The organism is Psychromonas sp. (genome assembly GCF_041586535.1).
Classification (GTDB): Bacteria; Pseudomonadota; Gammaproteobacteria; order Enterobacterales; family Psychromonadaceae; genus Psychromonas.
On sequence record NZ_JBFGZY010000056.1, the window covers coordinates 1 to 22210 of the forward strand.

Consider the following 22210-nt stretch of genomic DNA (forward strand, 5'->3'; position numbering starts at 1 on the left):
CAAGGGTGTTAGCTCTCGATTGATGCGAAAAGAGTTCCCCGATATACATCGTTATCTATGGAATGGTGCGTTATGGTCTCCCAGTTACTTTGCCGGATCATGTGACGGTGCTGCGCTAGATGCCCTGACGACTTATATCGAACAACAAAATAGACCTAAGTAACGTTAATGCTTCGCATAAATGCTTTATCTGAAAAGGTTGGCATAAGCCAACCCTCAGACTGCCATAATCAACAAAAGATCAGCGAACAGCAGCTTTAAATAACGCTTTCCCTCCCTGATAAGCGCGCTTGAGTTGTTTAGATGCACTATTACTGCCACTTTCTAAACGTTGGCGGTTACGCTGAACGTTAATACTTTGATCAACATTATTGATAATCAGCTGTTTCAGGCTTTCAAGCCCCCATGTCTGTAAGTCTCTTGAAAAGGATGTAGGGATAATGGTACCGAAGTTAAGCAATTTTTGGTTGTACTCGATGGCTTTATTAATCGTCATAACTTTTGCTGAATCTGGGTGTGTTAAATTATAGGGTGGCGACCATTCAGCTAAGGGTGGCAACTTATCAACTTGATTTAAGATACCGGTGATGATGGGTTTTTTACGATGTAAATTATCTTTATGCGCGTAAAATGCTTCTAAGGTCCTCATAAATTGCAGATCCAGCTGTCGTGAAGATTGGTTTGCTTTTAACACCCACAATACCATATCTGCATTGGTAACGTGTTTGAGTATAAGTTTAGTGGTTTTATCATTACCATCAATCCCCGGTAAATCAACTAAGTTAAGCATTTCTACGTCAGCCATTGAGCAGCTATACACATTAACTTTGCTGGTGGAGGGGAGGGCACTGACTTCGGCAGCAAGCGCACCTTTGATTATATTAATCAGTGATGATTTGCCCGCGCAGGTTTGCCCTATTACAACAATACGTAATGGCTCCAGTGCCTCCGGCTGACAGGTCTCATCCTCAACTGCAATAGTGCTTTTTTTGAGATCGCTATCTGCAAACGAAAAGCGACCGCTATATAAATCAATGGATACGGCGGCGACTTCTTTTAAGAAGGCTATTTTCATTTTTCGCTGTAATTTAACTCCGATATCTCCTGCAATATCACCCAACAACTTGTTACGTATCTCTTTGAGTAATGCAGCTTGTGGATTTATTAGTTGATAAGCACGATAAGCGTTGTTGAGTAATTCAGCGGCTTGTTTAGCGGATGCGATTTTATCTTGATTCTCATAAGCAAATTTTAAATGTGATAGGTTAATCGTTTCAATAAAGGGGACGTTCTCTTTAAGAATAGAGCGGTAACGGCGGCTTACTTCTTCAAGTAATTTTAAGCCGTCAACTAGCGAGAATTGAAAATCCCCGCGTGAGAATTCTTGTGCTGTGCAGTGAGCAATTTCAACACCGTGCTTTTTTAATCCTTCCCATGAATCATCCTGTGCGAGTTGTGTTTCAATTTTTTGCGTAAGCCTTTGCCAGATGTTTTTTTCGGCGTCAGACCAATCGCTAGAGGCAACGACCCAGCTGTCTTTTGCTATCTGCAATGCTGCTATTTTCGCTTTAGCTTTACGGCGTAATATCAGCACTGGAATATAAAAGATGAAAAACGTAGATACTAATGCAATAGCAAAATGCAGCGTATAACCGTATTGAGTAATGGCATAGGCACCAAAACCACAAAGTACTAATACAGGAAGAAAAACGGCTACAGTCATTACGCTAATGACGCCCTCCGAGAGGTTATTGAGTTGTGTTAAGCTGTTTTTAAGACGTTTCATTTTTTGCAACCTCTTTGATATCTGCCAGAGCATTTTTGTAGAGTTTCTGAATCTCTTTATCTGATACCATTTCACCTTTACTCTTATGATACATGTACTTGCATGCAACTCGGCCAATTGCATAAGTTGACGAAAAGCTAATGACTGCCGCGGACGCGCTACCTATGGTTTGTCCGTAGGCTGGAATTAATTTAACTAATTGCCGGATACCTAACTTTGATGCGTATTGGAAAGCAAAACCTGAACCTAGTGTACCAATAAACTCTGCAACTGCTTGTTTATTCCAATCGACAGCGTATTGATTAGCTAAACTGTGCAGCATTTTTGCCTGTATGCCCGGCACAGCGACCAGACCAACGGCCGGGATTGCATCTGCTGCGCCGGCAGAGCCTGCATACCAGAGTACTTCTTTTTTCAGTTTCTGAAAGTTAGCGTTTTCCGTACTGACATGTTGTTGTTGATCACTAAGCTGCCGGATTATCGGCAATAACTCTGCCAGCTTGTCTTTTAATGCCGGGATAGCAAATGTATCGCCGTTGGCTAATTCAAAATCCACCTCAAGGTAAGGGATCTTATCCCCCCAGACCTTCTCAAACTGAAGCTGATTAAATTGCACGGCTTTGCTTTGTTCATTGGCGATTAGCTGCTTAACTGCAGTATGTACGATAAGGATCTGTTTGATTGATTTTTGCTTTTTAATCTTCTTAAGGGCATCGATGAGATCACTTTGCTCCGGCTCTTCAGCTTTAACAATCACAAGTAAAGCATGACTTTGCTGGGAGCAGACTTCAATATCTTCACTCGGATCGTAATCTGCTTCAGATAATCCGCGAGTATCGAGAAAACGTAATAGCGGTGTGGTCTTAGGGTAACTATAAGCTTGAGATGTCTTTGTACAAGGTTCAAAGCCATTACCGATTTCCACATCACTATCACCCGTGATGGCTTGGATTAGTGATGATTTACCTGCACCTGTTTTGCCCAGTAACCATAAGGTAGGCAGGTGAGTATTGTGGTATTCAAATGCTTTTGAAATATCCGGATTTTCACTCGGATTGAACAACTCTTTCAAAGAATCAAACATAAATGAAGTACTCCCTTTTAGGTGTAACTAAATGATTTAACTATTCCTGAATTATAATGATAAATTATATGCCAGCCTTCTTTTTGTGAACTGGGGAAGCAGTTATTTGAAGGTTGCACTATCCGAATTAAAGGCGGTATTGATCTGGTCAGCGGTGTTTCTGTTATAAAACAATAAAAGGTGGCACCGGGGAGGGTATTCAACAGGGACTCTAAGATCTGTTTTTATTCGAGCTGATTATAATCAGTTTACATTTTTCAGGAGCATTTATGATAGAAAAACAGCAAAACAATCCATTGAACGGTCTTGATTTAGAGGATTTATTATCTGAGTTAGTCGAATTTTATGGATGGAATATATTGGCAGCTGAACTGCGTTTTGAGTGCTTTGCAGGCAACCCTGACATACAGGAAAGTTTGCAATTTTTAAGCGATACGAGCAGAGCAAGAGAGAAGCTGGAAGCATTTTACCTGTATCGTTTTAAAGGGATGCCTAAACCTTTTGATGAGCAATATAAATTGCCACCCCGGGAGCGCGGCTTTGCGGTCGGGATCGTGCCACGCGATACGACGATTTTGACAGCTGAAAAGGGCAAGTCGAAGGCATCACCAAGTAATAAACAACATTTTCAGCCTTACACTAAATCGCGTTGTGATAGGGGATATTGTTTACCTAAAAGCAAATCTGAAAAATAGAGGATTAGGGAATATTCCCTAATCCTCTGGGCAATGCTGTATAACTCATTAATAAGAAAAAACTTATGACAACTATATTATGTTTCGGGGATTCCAATACCTGGGGGTATTCGCCCGTTGATGGCCGACGTTACAATGCGCAGCAAAGATGGCCTGCATTATTAAGCAGTTTGTTGCCTTCAGATTGCCTGGTTATTGAACAGGGCCAACCGGGAAGAACAACCTTCTTCGATGACCCGGCAGCCGGACTGGTAAACGGAAATGACTGTCTTGTCGATTGCCTTAAACAGCACCAGCCGGACTTTATTGTGCTTATGCTGGGAACCAATGATTTAGCGGCCAGCTTTGCACAATCCGCCGATGATATTTCTCAAAATGCAGCTAAAATTATACGGAAGATCCAGGAAATAACTTCTTTGAATAAGCAAAAAGCAGCAAGTGTGTGTTTAGTTGCACCGCCTGCTATTGTTGAGGTAGGCTATTTTGGCAGGCTATTTAAGGGAGGCACGGAGAAATCCAAAGCGTTTTCCAGATATTACGCATTGCGTGCTGAAGAGCTGGGGTGCGAGTTTTTTGATGCCGGCAGGGTGGTCAACTCCAGCTCGATAGACGGTATTCACTGGGAAGCAGAACAGCATAAAAAGATGGCAGATAAGCTCTCAATAAAACTTAAAGAGATGCTTATCCAGGAAAATAATGAATAATAGACCCTAAACTAACTCGCTTAAGCTTGTCATTTTTGCAGGAGCTTTTGCCGGAGGATTGAAGATATGTGGTTGCGTACCAGGTGTGATTTGACCTTTGCTATTACTGTCCCTACGCCTTTTATTTTAATGCTCCGTCCACGCAGTGGTGCTCAGCAATGGATAGCGCGGGAAGAATACCGGCTCACTCCGAGCGTGCCGGTGTGCGAATTCACTGATAACTACGGAAATCTCTGTCAGCGACTGGTCGCTCCCCCGGGAACCTTTGCTGTACACACCATCGCCGAAGTCATGACAGCAGATTGCGTCGATCAGGCTCCGGGATCACCATTTGTAGAAATACAGAACCTACCCGATTCAGTGCTTAGTTATTTGCTGCCCAGTCGCTACTGCGAGTCGGAGAATTTTAACGAAATGGCTGCCTCAATCACCGCCGGCCAGCTATTGGGTTATGATCAGGTCGCAGCTATCGAAAATTGGCTGCGCTCCTCAATTCGTTACGCCCCAGGCAGTAGCGATATCCCGGTTTCTGCGATAGAAGTCAACTCAAGGCAATGGGGGGTCTGTCGAGATCTTTCGCATCTGGGCATTGCATTGTGTCGCAGTTTGAGTATTCCGGCCCGACTGGTGGTCGGTTTTCTCTATGGTCTTACGCCGATGGATCTGCATGCCTGGTTCGAAGCCTACGTTGCCGGACGCTGGTATACTTTCGATGCGACTCAAGCGGTTCTCAAGGGGGGATATGTGGCAATCGGCTATGGACGTGATGCCGCTGATGTTGCAGTTTACAATCAATTCGGACCGCCGGTCATTCCCATCGAACAGTGTGTTGAGGTACAGATTATCGACAAAGAAGGATATTAGCGTCTGCTATGGAGATGTTGATATGCGAAATTGATATTCGCGCTTCAGTTTCCACAATCTGGAATACTTTAATTAAATCTGACTGCTATAAAATCTGGAGCAGGGCATTTTCGTCAAATTCTTATTTCGATGGTGAGTGGAACCAAGGCTCGGAAATTAACCACAGATGGGTGGGACGAAAGCGCTACTGGCAACAGTGGCGCCCGGATGAATTTAAACAGTATTATATCAGCTCACAGGAAATTGCTGTCGTGCAAGTTTTCTGCGGCACTGTTTATCTGCATTCTTGCCTGGCCTTTTGACGCATCCCACCCCCCCAAAAAAAATGTAGCGATAACTTGTTGAAGTATCTGCCGTTTTATTTGCGTTTTCGCGCCCAGTAAATGAGTCCGCCTGCCGCTAAAAGTAACCACCCGGCAAGATCTCCTGGGGCGTTATCAAAGGTGACTATACATAAGACACCGGCACCGACAAGCAGGTGAGGCTTGTGCTGATATAATAGATCAGGTAACCACATATTCCTATTCTCCTTTTAATACCAATTCCGTTAATTAGATGATCTATTTAGGCGTAGGAAAAATGGATGAAAGCAAGGCATTGATTGCAGTAACTAGTTGTTCTAATTACAAAATCAATAACAAAGACTAAAACGTAGTTTTATGTCTAGCTAGCATTCATTTTCACAAGCATAAATGAATAGATAATTATCGGATTTGGTATTATCTTGACGCATCGTTAATTTTAATGAATATTCAAATATTCCCCCGGGACAAAGCGGTTGATATTAATCAAATAATTAATTTTTTACATGATTGCTGAAGTGACACGACTATGGACGATAACTTTAAACATTCACAAATATTACTCTTACCTGAGCATATGGAGCAGCATAATCACAATTACAATCAAATTGTGATAACACTCTCTGGTCAGACTCAATTTGATATTGATGGTTGTGGAAATATTGTCTGTGCCGGGCAGGGGTGTGTGGTCAGTGCGGATTCTGAACATACATTCTCTGGGATTGGCAGCAATAAAATTCTGGTATTAAATATTCCGCCAGGGGATGCAGCTGCTTTGGAAGGGATAGGTAATGAACAGTCCTCAGCCGTTTTTCAACGTTCGGAAAAGTTATTTTCGCAATCAAGCTATTTCCGTCTTGATAGCCAGGCTCAAAATTTAGCGCATCTATTGGGCAGTGAAATTTCTGCACATCCCGATGATCGGCTGTTAAGTAAAGCCTGTAGCGATACCCTGATTTGCGTACTGCAGCGTCATTTTGGCTCCCAGGGAGAAAAGGGGGGGAGAAACCGTTTAAATATGGATGCTCTGGATCAATATATTGCTGCGCACTGCGCACATAAAATATCTGTTATGCAATTAGCTGGATTGGTTTTTTTAGGGGAAAGTCAATTTTACTTATTATTCAAAGAACAAACAGGCATGACTCCACATCAATATGTGTTAAAAAAACGTTTAGAGCGGGCGAAAGAGCTTATTAGCCAGTCACAGTTCAGTTTAGCCCATATCGCCCTGAGCTGTGGTTTTTCCAGTCAAAGCAGTTTTACCCAGGCTTTTTCAAATGTATATAAAATCCCGCCTTCACGTTATCGAAGAAGCAATTTATACCCGTAATACTTCAAGGTGAAAATTCAGCCAGGCAAATTGTGCCGAGATGCTAGACATAAAATTGAAGTCTAGTTATTCTACAGAGAGATTTTATAACAAAGCAGATTGGTGCAATTTCCCTTGCCCTACGGGGCGCGAGCTCGAAAACCGGTTCTGCGTTGCAGCAATCGAAAAGGGAGTAACCGTTACCTCATGTTGCGCCTTGCTCTGATTTCCAAGCTCGTGCCTGACAAAGCATTTTGAAGTAACATGGGTATAGTTATTCTGCATAGAGATTTTATAACAACGCTGATTGGTGCAATTTACCTTGCCCTATAGTGCGCTGGCTCGACAACCATTTCTGTGTTGCAGCAATCGAAAAGGGAGTAACCATTACCTCATGTTGCTCCTTGCTCTGATTTCCAAGCTCGTGCCTGACAAAGCATTTTTTGATTACCCACTAGACACAGCCATTGTTATAAAGCTTGAGCTATATTCAAGATAGTACCGTTGTTGAGGAAACTGATCATGAGTAAAAATATGGTTCAACACCAACATGGCTATAGCTTGCTAGATTTGTTCACAAACTATGGAACTGAAAAACAATGTATTAACGCACTTTTCAAATGGAAATGGCCAAGTGGTTTCATTTGCTCGGAATGTGGTTCTAAAAGCTATTGTGCCCTTAAATCAAGAAAAATTTACCAGTGCAATCATTGTCATCATCAAACATCTGTCACAACCAATACAATATTTGAATATACCAAATTACCGCTAACAGTTTGGTTTTTAAGTGTTCATCTAATTACTCAGGCTAAAACAGGGATATCAGCACTCGCATTAAAACGACAGGTTGGAGTATCGTACAACACAGCTTGGAGAATCAAACAGAAAATTATGCAAGTTATGAAAGAACGAGATGATGAGCGACAGCTATCAGGTATCGTGCAAATTGATGATGCGTACTATGGTGGCGAACGTCACGGCGGTAAGCGAGGTCGAGGCTCGGAGAATAAAGTACCTTTCATTGCAGCGGTGTCGACAAATGATGAGGGGCACCCCATCAACATGAATTTTCATGTGGTTGAAGGGTTTCAATTGACAGAAGTTTCTCGTTGGGCAAAAAAGCATTTGTCTTCTGACAGCTTAGTTTTATCCGATGGCCTAGCCTGCTTTACAGCAGTAAAAAATGCTGGATGTAGGCATTCCAGCACCGTAACGGGTGGCGGCTATGAAAGTGTCACGAAAGAGCAGTTTATTTGGGTTAACACCATGATTGGCAACGTTAAAAATTCAATAAAAGGCACATATCACTCGGTCAATGATAAGCATTTACCTCGCTATTTTGCTGAATTTTGTTATCGATTTAACCGCCGATTTTCACTGACAGATATGTTACCGAGATTTATGTTCGTTGCGATGAAAACACCACCTATGCCACAAAGGCTTCTAAGTATGGCTGAAGCTTATGGGTAATCAGGAAGCATTTTGAAGTAACATGGATATAATTCAGGACTAGAGCAGCATATAGTTTAACTTATCGTTAACAAGTGAAACTATAGGTAAATCAATACACTTGGCGAAAATACCTGACAATTTATATGTGACTACTTAGACGTCAAGTCATTGGCATTTATTACACTTGTCGTAGTGATTTTAATGCTGAACATTGCTAAGCTCAATAGAATTAATTATTCACTATGAGTTTATTATGAAATTACAACAACTTAAATATTTAATCGCAATAAAAAATCATGGTTTAAATATTACTTCAGCATCAAAAAGTGTGTTTTCGGCCCAGCCAGGTATCAGTAAACAAATTTCTTTATTGGAGTCTGAGCTTGGTGTTCGCATATTCGAGCGTAAAGGAAAACATTTACAATCGATTACTCCAATTGGCATGAAAATTATTAAAGAAGCGGAAGAGTTACTTCGAATTGAGCAAAAGATAAAAACAATAAGTCAGGACTACCTTGATCCGGATAGGGGATGCTTGAATATTTTTACGACAAATACCATAGCAAAGTATTTGATGCCTCATGCAGTATCCCGATTTGTTAATAAATATCCGCAAGTCTCTTTTCATCTATCACCTGCATTTTTAAATAGCGCAGGTAGCCAAATAAATAAAGGGGAATCTGATTTTTCAATTGTTGCACAGGTTGTTCAAAAAGAAAAAGATCTTATTATTTTACCAGCCTATAAATGGACACTATCACTGATGGTACCAAAAGATCATCCTTTGAATGATGGCCGTATTATAACGCTTGAAGACTTATGTAACTTCCCCATTATCAGCTATGAAGAAGGAGCTACAGGAAGAGAATCTCAAGATGCTGCATTTTTAAAGTCAGGGTTAACACCTAATTATTTTATGACAGTCATGGATATTGAAGTGATTAAACGATACGTTGAATTGGGCCTGGGTATAGGCATTATTGCGACTATCGCCACTCATCATATGGATGAAAAAAATATGGCCAGCATTCCATTAGATCACCTGTTTTCACCTAGTGATGCGTGGTTATGCTTTAGCAAGAATATATTCTTACGAAACTATATGTATGACTTTATTGAAGATTTTTTACCCCACTTAACCAAAGAAGTAATGGAAAAGGTGAGCCTCGGATTAAATGAAGATGAAATGAATGCTATATGTAATGATTTTAAATTGGAGACTTATTAATTAATCTCAGTTCGGATGAATTTCCAATCTAATTGAACTAAAAATACATTTTACGATCAACCCTATGAGTGCATTATTACTGAGGCATTTTCTTGTCGAATTCTACCCGCGACTTCGTTTAATGCACAACCCCATTTCCAATGCAATTTAACTTCAATTGTTAAATCATGGCATAACTAACTATACCCATGATACTTCAAGATGCAAAGTCAGCAAGGTCAATTGTGCCGAGATGCCAGGCATAAAATTGAAGTCTAGTTATTCTACAGAGATATTTTATAACAAAGCAGATTGGTGCAATTTCCCTTGTCCTACGGGGCGCGAGCTCGAAAACCAGTGCTGCGTTGCAGCAATCGAAAAGGGAGTAACCATTACCTCATGTTGCGTCTTGCTCTGGTCTCCGAGCTCGTGCCTGACAAAGCATTTTGAAGTAACATGGGTATAAAAGGTAATCTTCCCCACCATTAACCATTTTTCTGCTATTTTAGTTTGGCCGCCTATAGCATCAATCAGGGCAAGGCATTCCTTAATGTCCAACGTTTTAAAAGTGCTGGCATTTCGTTATGTCATTGTATTTAAATTTATTTTTATCTTCCTTGGGAGCGAGGCATAGTTATTCTCTGTACACGATGAGCAACGCAGGATGCTTTTAGATAAACCCGTAGCGCAGCATTTGTTCGCACTTTCTACTGCGTTCTCTCGATCTCAAGCTTGTGTGGAGCAACGACACTGCGCAGGCTCTGTCTTGTATAAAGCACGCAGAAATAGCTGCAAAAATGCACGCGAAAGGTCAACATCCCCTGATATGCCTCTTTTTTTATATCCCTGATAACTTTTCATTTCTATTATTAAGTATCACGATAAGCAGATTTATCAGTATTTTTTTACTGTTAGCGTATTTTTTATAAAAAATAACGGAGAATTAAGAAAGAAAATAGGGATGATAAAAAGCAAAAATGAACTGTAACAACGGTGTCACATTTGCTTGAAAATGACGCAACAATTCAGTAACAGAAATGTTTTATTAAGGAGTTATCATGTTTAATCCACCAGATATACTTCAGCCTTCCTTTATAGATCTTCCTCTGGATGAACTATGGGGGTTTATTTCTCCTCTTTATTCAGTCGACGAGTCGTTATGGTTAGAAAAGTTACTGCCTCTGGCTGAGCCTTGCGCTGATGAGCTTAAACAGACTTCAGACAGCGCGGCTGAATTGATCAGGCGTATACGTAAAGATAAAAATGCGATACAGATGATTGATGCGCTGTTATTGGAATATAGCCTGGACACAAAAGAGGGTATTCTACTAATGTGTTTGGCTGAAGCGCTAATGCGTATTCCGGATACCGCCACAGCCGATGCGTTAATTCGGGATAAATTAACCGTAGCTGATTGGAAAGGGCATCTTAAAGATTCCAATTCTATATTTGTCAATGCCTCTACCTGGGGCTTGATGCTGACTGGTAAAGTTATTTCTTTAGATGCAAAAGACCAGGACAAACCGGCAAATGTTATTAATAGGCTGGTCAATAAAATATCAGAGCCGGTGATTCGCCAGGCGATGCATCAGGCAATGAAAATTATGGGGCACCAGTTTGTTTTGGGCCGTAATATTCAGGAAGCGATGAAAAACGGCAGGGGTAACAGAGATAAGGGGTTTACTTACTCCTTTGATATGCTTGGCGAAGCCGCATTAACCATGCAGGATGCGCAAAAATATTTTAATGATTACCTCCAGGCTGTTGAAAGTCTGGGTAAAGATACCTATAAAAGCGGCAAAGGCTGCAACCCTAATTCCCCGGATCCGACAGTCTCTATAAAATTATCCGCTTTACATCCGCGTTATGAAGCCGTTAATGAAGAACGCGTTTTAAATGAAATGTACCAAATAGTATTGAGATTATTAGAAAAGGCTCGGGCTTTAAATGTTGCCATTACCATTGACGCTGAAGAAGCCGATCGTCTTGAACTGTCATTGAAATTGTTTGCTAAATTATACCAATCTGAACAGATAAAAGGCTGGGGGAAATTTGGACTGGTAATTCAGGCTTATTCCAAACGCGCCTTACCGGTTTTAACCTGGTTAGCAGCTTTAAGCAAAAAACAAGGCGATCTGATCCCATTGCGTTTAGTAAAAGGCGCGTATTGGGATAGTGAATTGAAAATCTCACAACAACAAGGGTACAGTGCTTATCCAGTGTATACCCGTAAAGAGGGGACGGATAGTTCATACCTTGCCTGTGCACGTTTCCTGTTATGTGAGCATTTGCGCGGTGTTATTTATCCTCAATTTGCGACTCATAACGCGCATACGGTTTCAGCCGTAGCAGCCATGGCCAAGCATAAAGAATATGAATTTCAACGCTTACATGGTATGGGCGGAGCACTTTATAACCATGCCATGGAGATGTACCAGACCAATGTGCGTATCTATGCCCCTGTCGGCAGTCATAAAGATCTATTACCTTACCTGGTTCGACGTCTTCTGGAAAACGGCGCGAATAGCTCCTTCGTACACCGCCTTGTGGATGCACAATGTCCGATTGAGTCATTAACAGAACACCCGGTGCATATTTTACGCTCCCGGCCAACGTTAAATAATGGTCTGATTCCATTGCCGCCGCAACTGTTTGGTGAGCAACGTAAAAATTCCGGAGGGATTAATTTCCATATTGAGTCGCAGTGGTTACCCTTTAAAAAGGCGGTACAATCTTTTGCCACGCAGCAATGGAAAGCTGGCCCGATTGTTAATGCTAAGCGCTTAACCGGAGAGGCAATGGTTATCACGGCACCTTACGACCGCAGTGAAACTGTTGGTGTAGTTAGTTTTGCAGATAAACAGCAGGTCAGTGAGGCGATTGAAATTGCCAAGGCAGCCTATCCGCAATGGTCACAAGTGCCGGCAGGGCAGCGTGCTAATTATTTGCTCACATTAGCTGATTTACTTGAACAGAACACTGCTGAACTGGTTGCGCTTTGTCACCGTGAAGCGGGCAAAACCATTCAGGACTGTATTGATGAAATTCGTGAAGCCGTTGACTTCTGCCGTTATTACGGACAGCAGGCGAGTGACAGATTTTCCCAGCCTAAACAGATAAAAAGTGTTGATGGCAGCATAAAACAGCTTACCACTCAGGGGCATGGGGTTTTTGTGTGCATCAGCCCATGGAATTTCCCTCTGGCTATTTTTCTCGGGCAGATTAGTGCAGCCCTTGCTGCTGGTAATACAGTTATTGCAAAACCCGCTGAACAGACCTCTTTAATTGCTTATCGCACCATTGAGCTAATGCTGCAGGCCGGTGTTCCGCAAGGCGTCATTCATCTGCTGCCGGGAAGCGGTGCACAAGTTGGGGCTGCATTAACGTCGGATCCGCGCATTGCCGGTGTTGTCTTTACCGGTTCGACAGAGACAGCACAGCGTATTAACCGTTCATTGGCGGCGCGAGATTGTTTGCCCGGGCCTTTCATTGCTGAAACCGGTGGACAAAATGCCATGATTGTTGACAGCAGCGCGTTACCTGAACAAGTGGTGCGTGATGTAATGCGTTCGGCATTTGCATCTGCCGGACAGCGTTGCTCAGCATTGCGGGTTTTATTCGTTCAGGAAGATATTGCCGAGCGCATTATTACCTTAATTAAAGGTGCGATGGCTGAATTAACCGTTGGGCGTCCTGAATTACGCCGTACCGATCTGGGACCCGTGATTGATTCATTAGCCAAAAACAAACTGCTTAAACATATTGAAATTTTAAAGAAACAGGCAAAATTAATCGCTCAGACTCCATTAGATGAGAGCTGTCAATTGGGTGATTTTGTTGCACCAACGGCTTTTGAAATCAGTAGTATAGCCGTTTTAGAGAATGAAAACTTTGGTCCGATTCTGCATGTTGTACGCTTTAAAGCCGACCAGATTAAGCAGGTGGTTGAGCAGGTCAACGCTACCGGTTTTGGTTTGACACTGGGGGTGCATAGTCGTAATGAACGTACCTATAACCAGATAGAGCAGTCTGCCCGAGCCGGCAACTGTTACATTAACCGCGATCAGGTTGGCGCAGTTGTTGGTGTTCAACCCTTTGGCGGGCAAGGTTTATCGGGCACCGGTCCCAAGGCGGGCGGCCCTCATTATCTGACTCGTTTTACGCAAGAGGTATTAAAATGAAAAACAATATTCAAAACGCAGTTGATAATAGTTTAGCTGTCTGGGAAAAGTGGAATGCTTTAGGTTATTCGGCGCGTATCGACATTTTATCGCGGTTGGCAAAAAAACTCGATAAAGAGGCACAGCAGATGATTGAATTTCAATGCAATAACGCATTGCAGGAAGTCAGCGAAACGCTGCTGATGCCCGGACCAACCGGAGAGACTAATGAATTATATTGTGCTGGACGTGGCGTGTTTGTTGTCTCCGCGGATGCCGATTTACCTGCATCAGTTATTGTTGGGCAGATTAGCGCAGCTTTAGTGACGGGTAATACTGTAGTATTGTGCTTTCCCGACAATAATGCTTTAAAAAGTAGTGAGCTGAGTGCTCAGCTATTGGCTGCTGGATGTCCAAAAGACGTTGTGGAATACGTTAATTATGAAGACTTTAAGGAGATCCTTAAAAATGAAAAAACCGCAGGCCTTGCATATGCCGGACAGTTGAAAACTTCGCAAAGGTTGGCGCGCTTACTTGCAGAACGCGAAGGTTTATTAGCACAATTGATTGTAGAATGTGATTGTATAACTTTGCCGGTGATTGCCTGCCCGGCGTATATTCTCAGATTTGTAACAGAAAAAACCCGTAGCATTAATATCACTGCCATCGGCGGTAATGCCAAGCTGCTTGAGTTAGGCGGCGGCGATGTATAATTGATAGTTAAAATCCCGCTCGGTGTAAACTGCGCGGGATTTTTTATGGGTATTATTCAGTGGTGAATTGTAGGGTTAATCCATCCCCAGAAATCCCCCGGTTTGATGTTCCCACAGTTGGGCATAAATGCCGCCACCGTGAATTAGCTCCTGATGCGTACCCTGCTCCAATATCCGGCCTTCATCGAGGACAATTAACCTGTCCATCGCCGCGATGGTTGACAGACGGTGAGCAATAGCAATAACGGTTTTACCCTGCATCAGCTCGTATAAACTTTCATTAATCGCGGCTTCGACTTCTGAGTCTAGCGCTGATGTCGCTTCATCTAAAACAAGAATCGGCGCATCTTTAAGTAATACGCGGGAAATAGCGATACGTTGGCGCTGGCCGCCGGACAGTTTTACGCCACGCTCACCGACCTGCGCATCATAACCCGTGTTACCGGAGCTATCTGTCAAGCCTAAAATAAACTCATGGGCTTGCGCCTGTTTGGTCGCTTTAATCATCTCCTCTTCCGTGGCATCGGGACGTCCGTATAGGATGTTTTCACGAATTGAGCGGTGCAATAAAGAAGTATCCTGGGTTACCATGCCTATTTTCAAACGTAAACTTTCCTGCTGAACGGCGCTGATATCCTGACCATCAATGCAAATCTGACCTTTTTCAAGGTCATAAAAACGCAGCAGTAAATTGACCAGGGTGGACTTTCCTGCACCGGAGCGCCCGACCAAACCGACTTTTTCACCCGGCTTGATGTTCAGGCTCAGATCCGTAATAACCCCTTTGCTTTCTCCATAATTGAAGCTGATATTATTAAAATCTATCGTACCCTGCTTAACCACTAAGGGTTTTGCATCTGTTACATCTTCGATAATATTCGGTTTTGCAAGTGTTGACATGCCATCGGTCACTGTGCCGATATTCTCAAACAACGCGCCGATTTCCCACATTATCCATTGTGACATCCCGTTTAAGCGCAGAGCCAAACTGATTGCTATCGCAATTGCGCCTATGGTGATTGCGCTCTGCATCCATAACCCTATCGCCAGTGCGGTTATCACAAAGGCGAGGATATAGTTGCAGACCTGTACACTGACATTAATACCGGTCACCAGGCGCATCTGCCGGTAAACGGTCTCGAGAAAACCTTCCATACCCTGCCTGGCATATAAAGACTCGGCATCGGTATGAGCAAATAATTTAACCGTGGAGATATTGGTATAACTGTCGACAATGCGACCGGTCATGGTGGAGCGTGCATCGGCCTGCTCGGTGGCCACTTTTCTTAACTTGGGCACAAAATGGTACTGCAGCGCAATATAAATAACTAACCAGATAACCATCGGAATAGCCAGGCGGATATCGGATTTTGCTAACATTACCACCATGGAAATAAAATACACGGTAATATAAACCATTACATCCAACAGTTTCATGACCGCCTCTCGAACGGCCAGAGCCGTTTGCATCACCTTGGTGGCTATGCGCCCGGCAAAATCGTCCTGATAAAAAGAAACACTCTGCTTGAGCAGATAGCGGTGGGCAAACCAGCGGATAGACATCGGGTAGTTGCCGAGCAATACCTGGTGGACAACCAGTGAGTGAAACAGGGTGAGTAGGGGAATGATCACCAGGACCATAATCGACATCGCCAGTAAGGTACGCCCTTCCTCCTGCAGCAAGGTTGTCGGGTTTTTAGTGATTAACCAGTCAACAAGTTGTCCCATAAAACCGAATAATTGTACCTCAAGAATAGCCAATAAAGAGGTTAAAATGGTCATTAATATCAGCGGTTTTTTATAACCTTTTGTATAATATAGGCAGAATGCCAGCAGGGTATTGGGGGGTTGTTTGGGCTCTGCATCATTAAGTGCGGGGACTATTTTTTCGAAAAAATTAAACATCTGCTTACCTTTATGGATGATTTTGACTTTGCAGCTTATTCGGCTGTGCACTTATTATTTTATAAACAGGAAAGACAACAAGCGCTGCGTTGCAACTCTCGAAAAGAGAATGACCATTACCTCATGTTGCGCCTTGATCTGCTCTCCGAGCTCGTGCCTGACAAAGCATTTTGAAGTAACATGGGTATATACAAACGACTGTTGCTAAATGTTTTGAATATTGTTTTTAATCGGATTTTTATATCATATTTTTAACAGAAAAAGGGATAAATCACGTAACTAAATTAAGATGCATCTGCCGGGTGAGCAGTAAGGGGACCATTTGAGCAATTAAGCCATAAAAACATTTAGTTTTTAAAGGAACGGAAAAGAGTGGTGAAAAAAAGAATGTTGCTGCTCGGTTAAATGTTGCATTGACTGCTTGTGAGGCTGAAAAGTAACAAGTTGCTGTTCCGCAGACCCTCCTGGAGGGGGATGCCAAAATAGTCGCATACTGCGTTAAACTTTCTCGATTTAGGCCCACTAGATCTTCAAAAATTTGCCTTACCTGCAACCATTTAGACTCTCACTGGTGCCGTTTTTTAAACTATATGGCGCTCTAGCAGATGTCAGGCTTGTAATATACTCAAGCTAATTGAATATACAGAAACCAGCAAGTTCTTTTAGGTGTAATTATATGATTATAGAAGAAAAAGTGATTAATAATCCGCCTCGTCAGAGTGTTTTTTACCTGGATTTTTTACGCTGTATCGCCGTATTTGCCGTGGTCGCTATTCATGTGCTGGGACCTTTTCGCTATCTTTATGGTGAAATTCCAGATTCGCAGTGGTTTGCTGCCACTGCGATTAATGCCATTACCCGCTGGGCGGTTCCGGTTTTTATGATGATCAGCGGCGCGTTATTACTTTCATCTCAACGTCCTTTTGATTGCGAAGATTATCTCAGCAAACGGGTGGCCAAGGTGGTTCTCCCTTTTCTCGGTTGGAGCCTGATCTATTCCTTTATTGCCGGTTTTATGGTCAATGATCGATTTACCGGCACCTGGTCAATGATTGAGACAAGCCGGGTGATTGAGCATTCTGCAAAGGATCCGGTTTGGTACCACCTGTGGTTTTTTTATGACTTTATCCCTTTGTATTTTGTTATTCCGTTGTTACTGCCTGTGCTTAAAAAAGTGCCCCCGGAATTAATGAAACTGCTGATAATCAGCTGGATGGTACTTTATTTAATGAAGTGGCTGAAAGTGGAAAGCTTTTTACAGCAAAACCTTATTTTATACACAGGCTATTTACTGCTTGGCTGGTACCTGTTTAACCGGGATAATTCCGGGCAGCTAAAATACTGGGTCATTGCCGGAGTCAGTATGCTGATTATGAACACGTGGGGTTCCTGGTTACTGGCCATCGAGACCGGCCGCTACAGCAGTTTTTATATGGGCTATAAAACCCTGAATACGGTGATTATTGCCGCCATGCTGTTTGTGATGGCGCAGCGCTACGCCGAGAATATTCAGGGAAAACTGCGTATTTTGATCGCTGTTATTGCAAAATATAGCCTGGGTATCTATCTGCTGCACCCTTTATTACTGATTCCGGTGCGTAATTTAGATAACGGTTTTTATAGCTGGTTTGTTTCCAACTGGCTGGCAATTCCGCTTATTACTGTGGTGATAGTTTTTTTGTCATTGTGCTCTGTCGTGTTGTTAGCGAAAATCCCCTTGGTTAAGCGTCTTGTGCCGTAATTATCACTGTTGACAATGACGGCAATAGAGTAAGGCCAAAAAACAGTGTATTATCTGTGCGCAACTTTTTTTTTATGATTTTTTTAACCTAAGGTTTTGTAAATGAAACATTTTTTCGGTATTTTTTTACGCGGATTAGCAATGGGAGCCGCAGATGTTGTGCCCGGCGTTTCCGGCGGGACTATTGCTTTTATCACCGGTATCTATTCGGAGCTATTGCACAGCCTTAGTCGTTTTAATCTGCAGCTGATTAATACATTAAAAAATCAAGGTATTAGCGCCGCGTGGCAATATGTCAACGGTAATTTCCTGCTCAGTCTGGGGTTGGGGATTATCACCAGTATCCTCTCTTTAGCGCGCATTATTATCTATTTGTTAGAAAGCCAGCCGTTGTTAGTCTGGTCTTTTTTCTTTGGCCTTATTCTTGCCTCGAGCATCTTTGTGCTACGGCAGATGCGCGGCTGGGAGGCTGGCGGGATCCTGTTATTAGTTATCGGTATTGTTTTAGCCGTTGCCATTGGGCAGTTACGTCCTGCTGAGGTGGTTGCCGATCATGCATATATCTTTATGGCCGGCGCGATTGCCATCTGCGCAATGATATTACCCGGTATTTCCGGTAGCTTTATTCTCCTATTACTCGGCGTCTATAGCCATGTAATAGGCGCGGTTAAAGCACTGGAGCTAACCACGCTGCTATTTTTTGGTGGTGGTTGCGCCATTGGACTGCTGAGTTTTGTGAGGATTTTAACCTGGTTACTGGATCATTATCATCAGCGTGTTATTGCTCTTTTGGCTGGCTTTATTGCCGGATCTTTATATCTGGTCTGGCCCTGGAAAGAGGTATTGTCCGTGTATACCGACTCTCATGGTATTGCAAAACCCCTAACTCAGGCGAATGTGCTGCCGGCCCGATTTGAGCTGATAACCGGAGAATCGTCACAGCTTGTCGGTTGTGTGATGCTGATGTTATTAGGGCTGGTGGTGGTTTTTGTCCTGGAAAAGTTTGGTGAGAAAAAAGCGTAACATAGTTTTGACCCGTTGTAGTTGTCACTCTCAGCCTTGGCTGAGAGTGAACCTTGCGGTTAAATTAAAAAGCCCCCTGATTTAACCACAGGTGAGTTAGAATCGCAGCGCCATAGCCTAAGCTGATAACCGGAGCCCAACGCAGGTGGCCGACAAAGGTATAACTGCCGCGGGCCTGCCCCATAAGAGCAACGCCCGCCGCCGAGCCGATGGATAATATACTACCACCGATACCTGCCGTCAGCGTTACTAGTAGCCATTGTCCCAGCACCATATCCGGCTGCATGGTAAGCACTGCAAACATGATCGGGATGTTATCAACGACCGCACTTAATAAACCAACGGCAATATTGGCATAAGTGGGATCCCATTGGGTATACATAATACCTGATACAACTTCAAGATAACCGATATATCCCAAACCGCCGACACACATCACTACCCCATAAAAGAATAACAGCGTATCCCATTCCGCTTGTGCGACACGACTGAATATATCAAAAGGAACAACATTACCTAAGTAGTGCAGTCTTTCCTCATCACCTTCAGCAATTGCGCAGGCTCTTTTTTTGGCCAGGCTTGACGCGAGTGTTTTTCGTAGAAAATAACCAAAAAACTGCAGATAACCCAGTCCCATCATCATCCCCAATACCGGCGGAAGATTAAATAAACTGAAACTGGCGACAGCGGTTGAAATGGTAAAGAGAAATAAAATAATGATCCGGTTTGCACCGCGTTTTACCTCAACACGCTCAGAGCTGGCAGCGATCGGACCTTTGCCGATAAAAAATGACATAATTAAAGCAGGAAGAATAAAGCTGACCAGAGAGGGGATAAATAACACTAAAAACTGGTCAAAGCGCACCAAGCCTTTTTGCCAGACCATCAATGTGGTGATATCACCAAAGGGGCTGAATGCGCCCCCGGAATTGGCGGCCACCACGATATTGACGCAGGCAAGATTAATAAACTGTTTTTGCCCGGGGGCAACTTTGGTGACCACAGCGCACATTAATAATGCCGTGGTTAAGTTATCGGCAACGGGGGAAATAAAAAACGCTAAAATCCCGGTCAGCCAGAATAAACTGACATAGGACAAGCGCTTATGGACTATCCAGCTGCGTAATGCATCAAATACACGGCGCTCTTCCAGCGCGTTGATATAGGTCATCGCGACTAACAGAAAGAGAAATAACTCTGCATATTCCAGAAGATTATGGCGAAAGGCCAGCTGCACATTTTCCGCATCACTGGTACCATAGGCATGCCAGCCGATCGCCAGCCAAATAATACCTGCGGCAACCAAGACGGGTTTAGATTTGCGTAATTGCAGCGGTTCTTCAGCGGCCACTAAAATGTAGGCGAGAACAAAGATAACCAGTGCAAACCAGGCGACCGGGGTGCCGATCATCTCCGTTGTGGCTTGAGCGGCCTGTGCGCTGGCACTGGTAAGAAGTAATAGCGGGGGTATCAGGACTTGAAGTTTTAACATAACGCTCCCTGTTATCAATTTTAGTACTGCTATCTGTCCATTAATCTATCTTTTGGCTGCCGTATTTATCAACTATTAAATAGCATGGCATGGCATATTCTAAAACGCCATGAGCAGCTTTTAATTTTTTGATAGTGTCCTGAAAATAATTCAGCTCATCTAAAAGATGAGCTGAATTTTGCTGATAGGGGGAGGTGAAGCTGTTTAATTGGGTCTGCTTTTTTATAGTGGTGCCGTCGTAAAATAGGCGGGATAAAAGTTAAATATCTCCGGGTAGTATTTTTTTACTATGTTGTGGTAAGTGCCGTTAGCGCGGATCTGTTGCAGATAAAGGTTAAAGGCGGCAAGTAATTTAGGTGAGCTTTTCGGAAACAACACAGCTATTCTCTGCTGCTCGGAAATCGGGCCGATGGCTTTAATTCTTCCAGCCCATCTGTCCAGAGCGGCAAGCCCGTCGATAACATCCATCAAAGTACTTTCGGCGCTTCCGTCAAGTAATGACAGGATGATATCTTCCAGTTTTTGACCTTGATTTTGTAATATTATTTCTGCACCGGTTTTTTCCAAATTATACAGATCCGGATCGATTGAAGACTCTCTTCTTGCTAATACCTGATGGCCATTTAGTTGAGACTTTACCTGTTCAATATCTGCCAGCATTGAGCCGCTGGGCTGGATAGGCTGCAGAGTGGAATCGGTACGGGCGAATAACCAGATGCAGGCCGGAAAATAATCATCTGAAAAATTAACTACTTTTTTGCGCCAGTCAAGGACTGTTATACCATCAGCAAGCAGATCCCCCTGAATGCTGACCTTGTCGCCATACACAACTTTACGGTTTATATATTTTGCATCCTGACCGGTTAATAAACCAAAAGCCTGGCCGACTTCACTCTTAACAAATTGGTATTCCACCCCGAGATAATCTGCGAACCCCTGTATCAGCTCAACATCTAAACCGCCTGCAGTTAACTCCCCATCTACCGGATATAAGGCGACAAAATTCCCGTAGGGGATACCAATATGGCGTAACACACCGGCTGCCTGAACTTCATCTAAATCTCCCGCAAGGCTGGAGTGTGAAGAAATAGTTAAACAGCTTAATAAAACGATTTTCAGTAGTTGTGCAATTTTTAACTTTAATCTCATAGAGCTTCCTGGCGTTATCATCTTCATTTTATTGACATTCAAAAGAAAAAATGTGCGGTACTTGCCAGTCCAAAATCCTTATCGGACTGCAAAGATACTTCCAGCAAAGGCTGCTGCAGTTAACAAACCTGGCAGACAGCTATCTGCAAGATGATATTTTGATATTCTTAGATGGAAATTATCTTTTTATAATAACTCAGCTGAAAAGTTATGAAAATCAATAAAATAAAATATTTCCCTGAGCGGTTATTTTATTTTTGTTAAGCAGAGCATTTAACTTTTTGATAGTTATACAAATTCCGATAATTAGATGATCTGTTTAGGCGTAGGAAAAATGCATGAAAGCAAGGCATTGATTGCAGTAACTAGTTGTTCTAATTATAAAATTAATAACAAAGACTAAAACGTAGTTTTATGTCTAGCTAACATTCATTTTAGCAAGTATAAATGAGTAGATAATTACCGGATTTGGTATTAATGTTTTATCCATTTAGATGAAAAACACCGTCATTCATGGCGGTGATGAAAATCATTGATGCGAAGGATTAACGTTACTTAGGTCTATTTTGTTGCTCGATATAAGTCGTCAGGGCATCTAGTGCAGCACCGCCACATGATCCG

17 protein-coding genes are annotated in these 22210 nt (G+C 42.8%); 11 read left to right on the forward strand and 6 right to left on the reverse strand.

Going from position 1 to position 22210, the window contains the following annotated elements:
* Positions 1-163, forward strand: a 163-nt coding sequence (locus ABZA00_RS07995) for a transposase (RefSeq protein WP_372881650.1), incomplete at its 5' end; no start/stop codon positions are given.
* Between the two features lie 78 nt (positions 164-241).
* Here the strand turns inward: ABZA00_RS07995 and ABZA00_RS08000 are convergent.
* Complete coding sequence (locus ABZA00_RS08000; protein ID WP_372881634.1) at positions 242-1786, reverse strand: GTPase family protein; 1545 nt, start codon at positions 1784-1786, stop codon at positions 242-244.
* Positions 1773-2870 (reverse strand): YcjF family protein, encoded by a 1098-nt coding sequence (locus tag ABZA00_RS08005; RefSeq protein WP_372881635.1) that lies wholly within the window; start codon positions 2868-2870, stop codon positions 1773-1775. The genes ABZA00_RS08000 and ABZA00_RS08005 overlap by 14 nt, the downstream gene beginning before the upstream one ends.
* A 269-nt stretch (positions 2871-3139) precedes the next feature.
* On the opposite strand from ABZA00_RS08005, the gene ABZA00_RS08010 reads away from it, so the two are divergent.
* The 3 genes from ABZA00_RS08010 (at position 3140) to ABZA00_RS08020 (ending at position 5133) form a co-directional block, all read left to right on the forward strand.
* A complete protein-coding gene (locus tag ABZA00_RS08010) occupies positions 3140-3565 on the forward strand; it encodes a VF530 family DNA-binding protein (RefSeq protein ID WP_372881636.1) in 426 nt (141 codons plus the stop codon).
* 65 nt (positions 3566-3630) lie between these two features.
* Complete coding sequence (locus tag ABZA00_RS08015; protein WP_372881637.1) at positions 3631-4269, forward strand: SGNH/GDSL hydrolase family protein; 639 nt, start codon at positions 3631-3633, stop codon at positions 4267-4269.
* 66 nt (positions 4270-4335) lie between these two features.
* On the forward strand, positions 4336-5133 hold the full coding sequence (locus tag ABZA00_RS08020; protein ID WP_372881638.1) for a transglutaminase family protein: 798 nt from the start codon (positions 4336-4338) through the stop codon (positions 5131-5133).
* 358 nt (positions 5134-5491) lie between these two features.
* Here ABZA00_RS08020 and ABZA00_RS08025 read toward each other — a convergent pair whose 3' ends face one another.
* Entirely contained in the window at positions 5492-5650 is a 159-nt protein-coding gene (locus ABZA00_RS08025) for a hypothetical protein (protein ID WP_372881639.1), read from the reverse strand.
* A gap of 314 nt (positions 5651-5964) precedes the next feature.
* Here ABZA00_RS08025 and ABZA00_RS08030 point away from each other — a divergent pair, with 314 nt between their 5' ends.
* The 5 genes from ABZA00_RS08030 (at position 5965) to ABZA00_RS08050 (ending at position 14279) form a co-directional block, all read left to right on the forward strand.
* Positions 5965-6768, forward strand: a complete 804-nt coding sequence (locus tag ABZA00_RS08030; RefSeq protein WP_372881640.1) for a helix-turn-helix domain-containing protein — start codon at positions 5965-5967, stop codon at positions 6766-6768.
* 501 nt (positions 6769-7269) lie between these two features.
* Positions 7270-8217, forward strand: a complete 948-nt coding sequence (locus ABZA00_RS08035) for an IS1595 family transposase (RefSeq protein WP_372881641.1) — start codon at positions 7270-7272, stop codon at positions 8215-8217.
* A 235-nt stretch (positions 8218-8452) separates the two neighbouring features.
* Entirely contained in the window at positions 8453-9427 is a 975-nt protein-coding gene (locus ABZA00_RS08040; RefSeq protein ID WP_372881642.1) for a LysR substrate-binding domain-containing protein, read from the forward strand.
* Positions 9428-10464: 1037 nt separating this feature from the next.
* On the forward strand, positions 10465-13587 hold the full coding sequence (putA, locus tag ABZA00_RS08045; RefSeq protein WP_372881643.1) for a bifunctional proline dehydrogenase/L-glutamate gamma-semialdehyde dehydrogenase PutA: 3123 nt from the start codon (positions 10465-10467) through the stop codon (positions 13585-13587).
* Positions 13584-14279, forward strand: coding sequence for an aldehyde dehydrogenase family protein (locus ABZA00_RS08050; protein ID WP_372881644.1), 696 nt, complete (start codon positions 13584-13586; stop codon positions 14277-14279). Before putA ends, ABZA00_RS08050 begins: the two co-directional genes overlap by 4 nt.
* A 75-nt stretch (positions 14280-14354) precedes the next feature.
* Here the strand turns inward: ABZA00_RS08050 and ABZA00_RS08055 are convergent, their stop codons facing one another.
* On the reverse strand, positions 14355-16184 hold the full coding sequence (locus ABZA00_RS08055; protein WP_372881645.1) for an ABC transporter ATP-binding protein: 1830 nt from the start codon (positions 16182-16184) through the stop codon (positions 14355-14357).
* A 676-nt stretch (positions 16185-16860) separates the two neighbouring features.
* On the opposite strand from ABZA00_RS08055, the gene ABZA00_RS08060 reads away from it, so the two are divergent.
* Complete coding sequence (locus ABZA00_RS08060) at positions 16861-17925, forward strand: acyltransferase (RefSeq protein WP_372881646.1); 1065 nt, start codon at positions 16861-16863, stop codon at positions 17923-17925.
* 102 nt (positions 17926-18027) lie between these two features.
* On the forward strand, positions 18028-18948 hold the full coding sequence (locus tag ABZA00_RS08065; protein ID WP_372881647.1) for a DUF368 domain-containing protein: 921 nt from the start codon (positions 18028-18030) through the stop codon (positions 18946-18948).
* Positions 18949-19012: 64 nt separating this feature from the next.
* Here the strand turns inward: ABZA00_RS08065 and nhaD are convergent, their stop codons facing one another.
* Both nhaD and ABZA00_RS08075 read right to left on the reverse strand, forming a co-directional pair.
* The gene (nhaD, locus tag ABZA00_RS08070; RefSeq protein ID WP_372881648.1) at positions 19013-20440 is read right to left on the reverse strand and encodes a sodium:proton antiporter NhaD; all 1428 of its coding nucleotides are present in this window, start codon (positions 20438-20440) and stop codon (positions 19013-19015) included.
* 222 nt (positions 20441-20662) lie between these two features.
* Positions 20663-21589, reverse strand: a complete 927-nt coding sequence (locus tag ABZA00_RS08075; protein ID WP_372881649.1) for a transporter substrate-binding domain-containing protein — start codon at positions 21587-21589, stop codon at positions 20663-20665.
* Between the last annotated feature and the right edge of the window lie 621 nt (positions 21590-22210).

Bases quoted from the DNA above. Each gene is read 5' to 3' on its own strand.
- ABZA00_RS08020 (WP_372881638.1), top strand. From the start codon at position 4,336: ATGTGGTTGCGTACCAGGTGTGATTTGACCTTTGCTATTACTGTCCCT.
- ABZA00_RS08075 (WP_372881649.1), bottom strand. From the start codon at position 21,589: ATGAGATTAAAGTTAAAAATTGCACAACTACTGAAAATCGTTTTATTA.
- ABZA00_RS08065 (WP_372881647.1), top strand. From the start codon at position 18,028: ATGAAACATTTTTTCGGTATTTTTTTACGCGGATTAGCAATGGGAGCC.
- ABZA00_RS08005 (WP_372881635.1), bottom strand. From the start codon at position 2,870: ATGTTTGATTCTTTGAAAGAGTTGTTCAATCCGAGTGAAAATCCGGAT.
- ABZA00_RS08040 (WP_372881642.1), top strand. From the start codon at position 8,453: ATGAAATTACAACAACTTAAATATTTAATCGCAATAAAAAATCATGGT.
- putA (WP_372881643.1), top strand. From the start codon at position 10,465: ATGTTTAATCCACCAGATATACTTCAGCCTTCCTTTATAGATCTTCCT.
- ABZA00_RS08015 (WP_372881637.1), top strand. From the start codon at position 3,631: ATGACAACTATATTATGTTTCGGGGATTCCAATACCTGGGGGTATTCG.
- ABZA00_RS08010 (WP_372881636.1), top strand. From the start codon at position 3,140: ATGATAGAAAAACAGCAAAACAATCCATTGAACGGTCTTGATTTAGAG.
- ABZA00_RS08050 (WP_372881644.1), top strand. From the start codon at position 13,584: ATGAAAAACAATATTCAAAACGCAGTTGATAATAGTTTAGCTGTCTGG.
- ABZA00_RS08025 (WP_372881639.1), bottom strand. From the start codon at position 5,650: ATGTGGTTACCTGATCTATTATATCAGCACAAGCCTCACCTGCTTGTC.
- nhaD (WP_372881648.1), bottom strand. From the start codon at position 20,440: ATGTTAAAACTTCAAGTCCTGATACCCCCGCTATTACTTCTTACCAGT.
- ABZA00_RS08060 (WP_372881646.1), top strand. From the start codon at position 16,861: ATGATTATAGAAGAAAAAGTGATTAATAATCCGCCTCGTCAGAGTGTT.
- ABZA00_RS08000 (WP_372881634.1), bottom strand. From the start codon at position 1,786: ATGAAACGTCTTAAAAACAGCTTAACACAACTCAATAACCTCTCGGAG.
- ABZA00_RS08030 (WP_372881640.1), top strand. From the start codon at position 5,965: ATGGACGATAACTTTAAACATTCACAAATATTACTCTTACCTGAGCAT.
- ABZA00_RS08055 (WP_372881645.1), bottom strand. From the start codon at position 16,184: ATGTTTAATTTTTTCGAAAAAATAGTCCCCGCACTTAATGATGCAGAG.
- ABZA00_RS08035 (WP_372881641.1), top strand. From the start codon at position 7,270: ATGAGTAAAAATATGGTTCAACACCAACATGGCTATAGCTTGCTAGAT.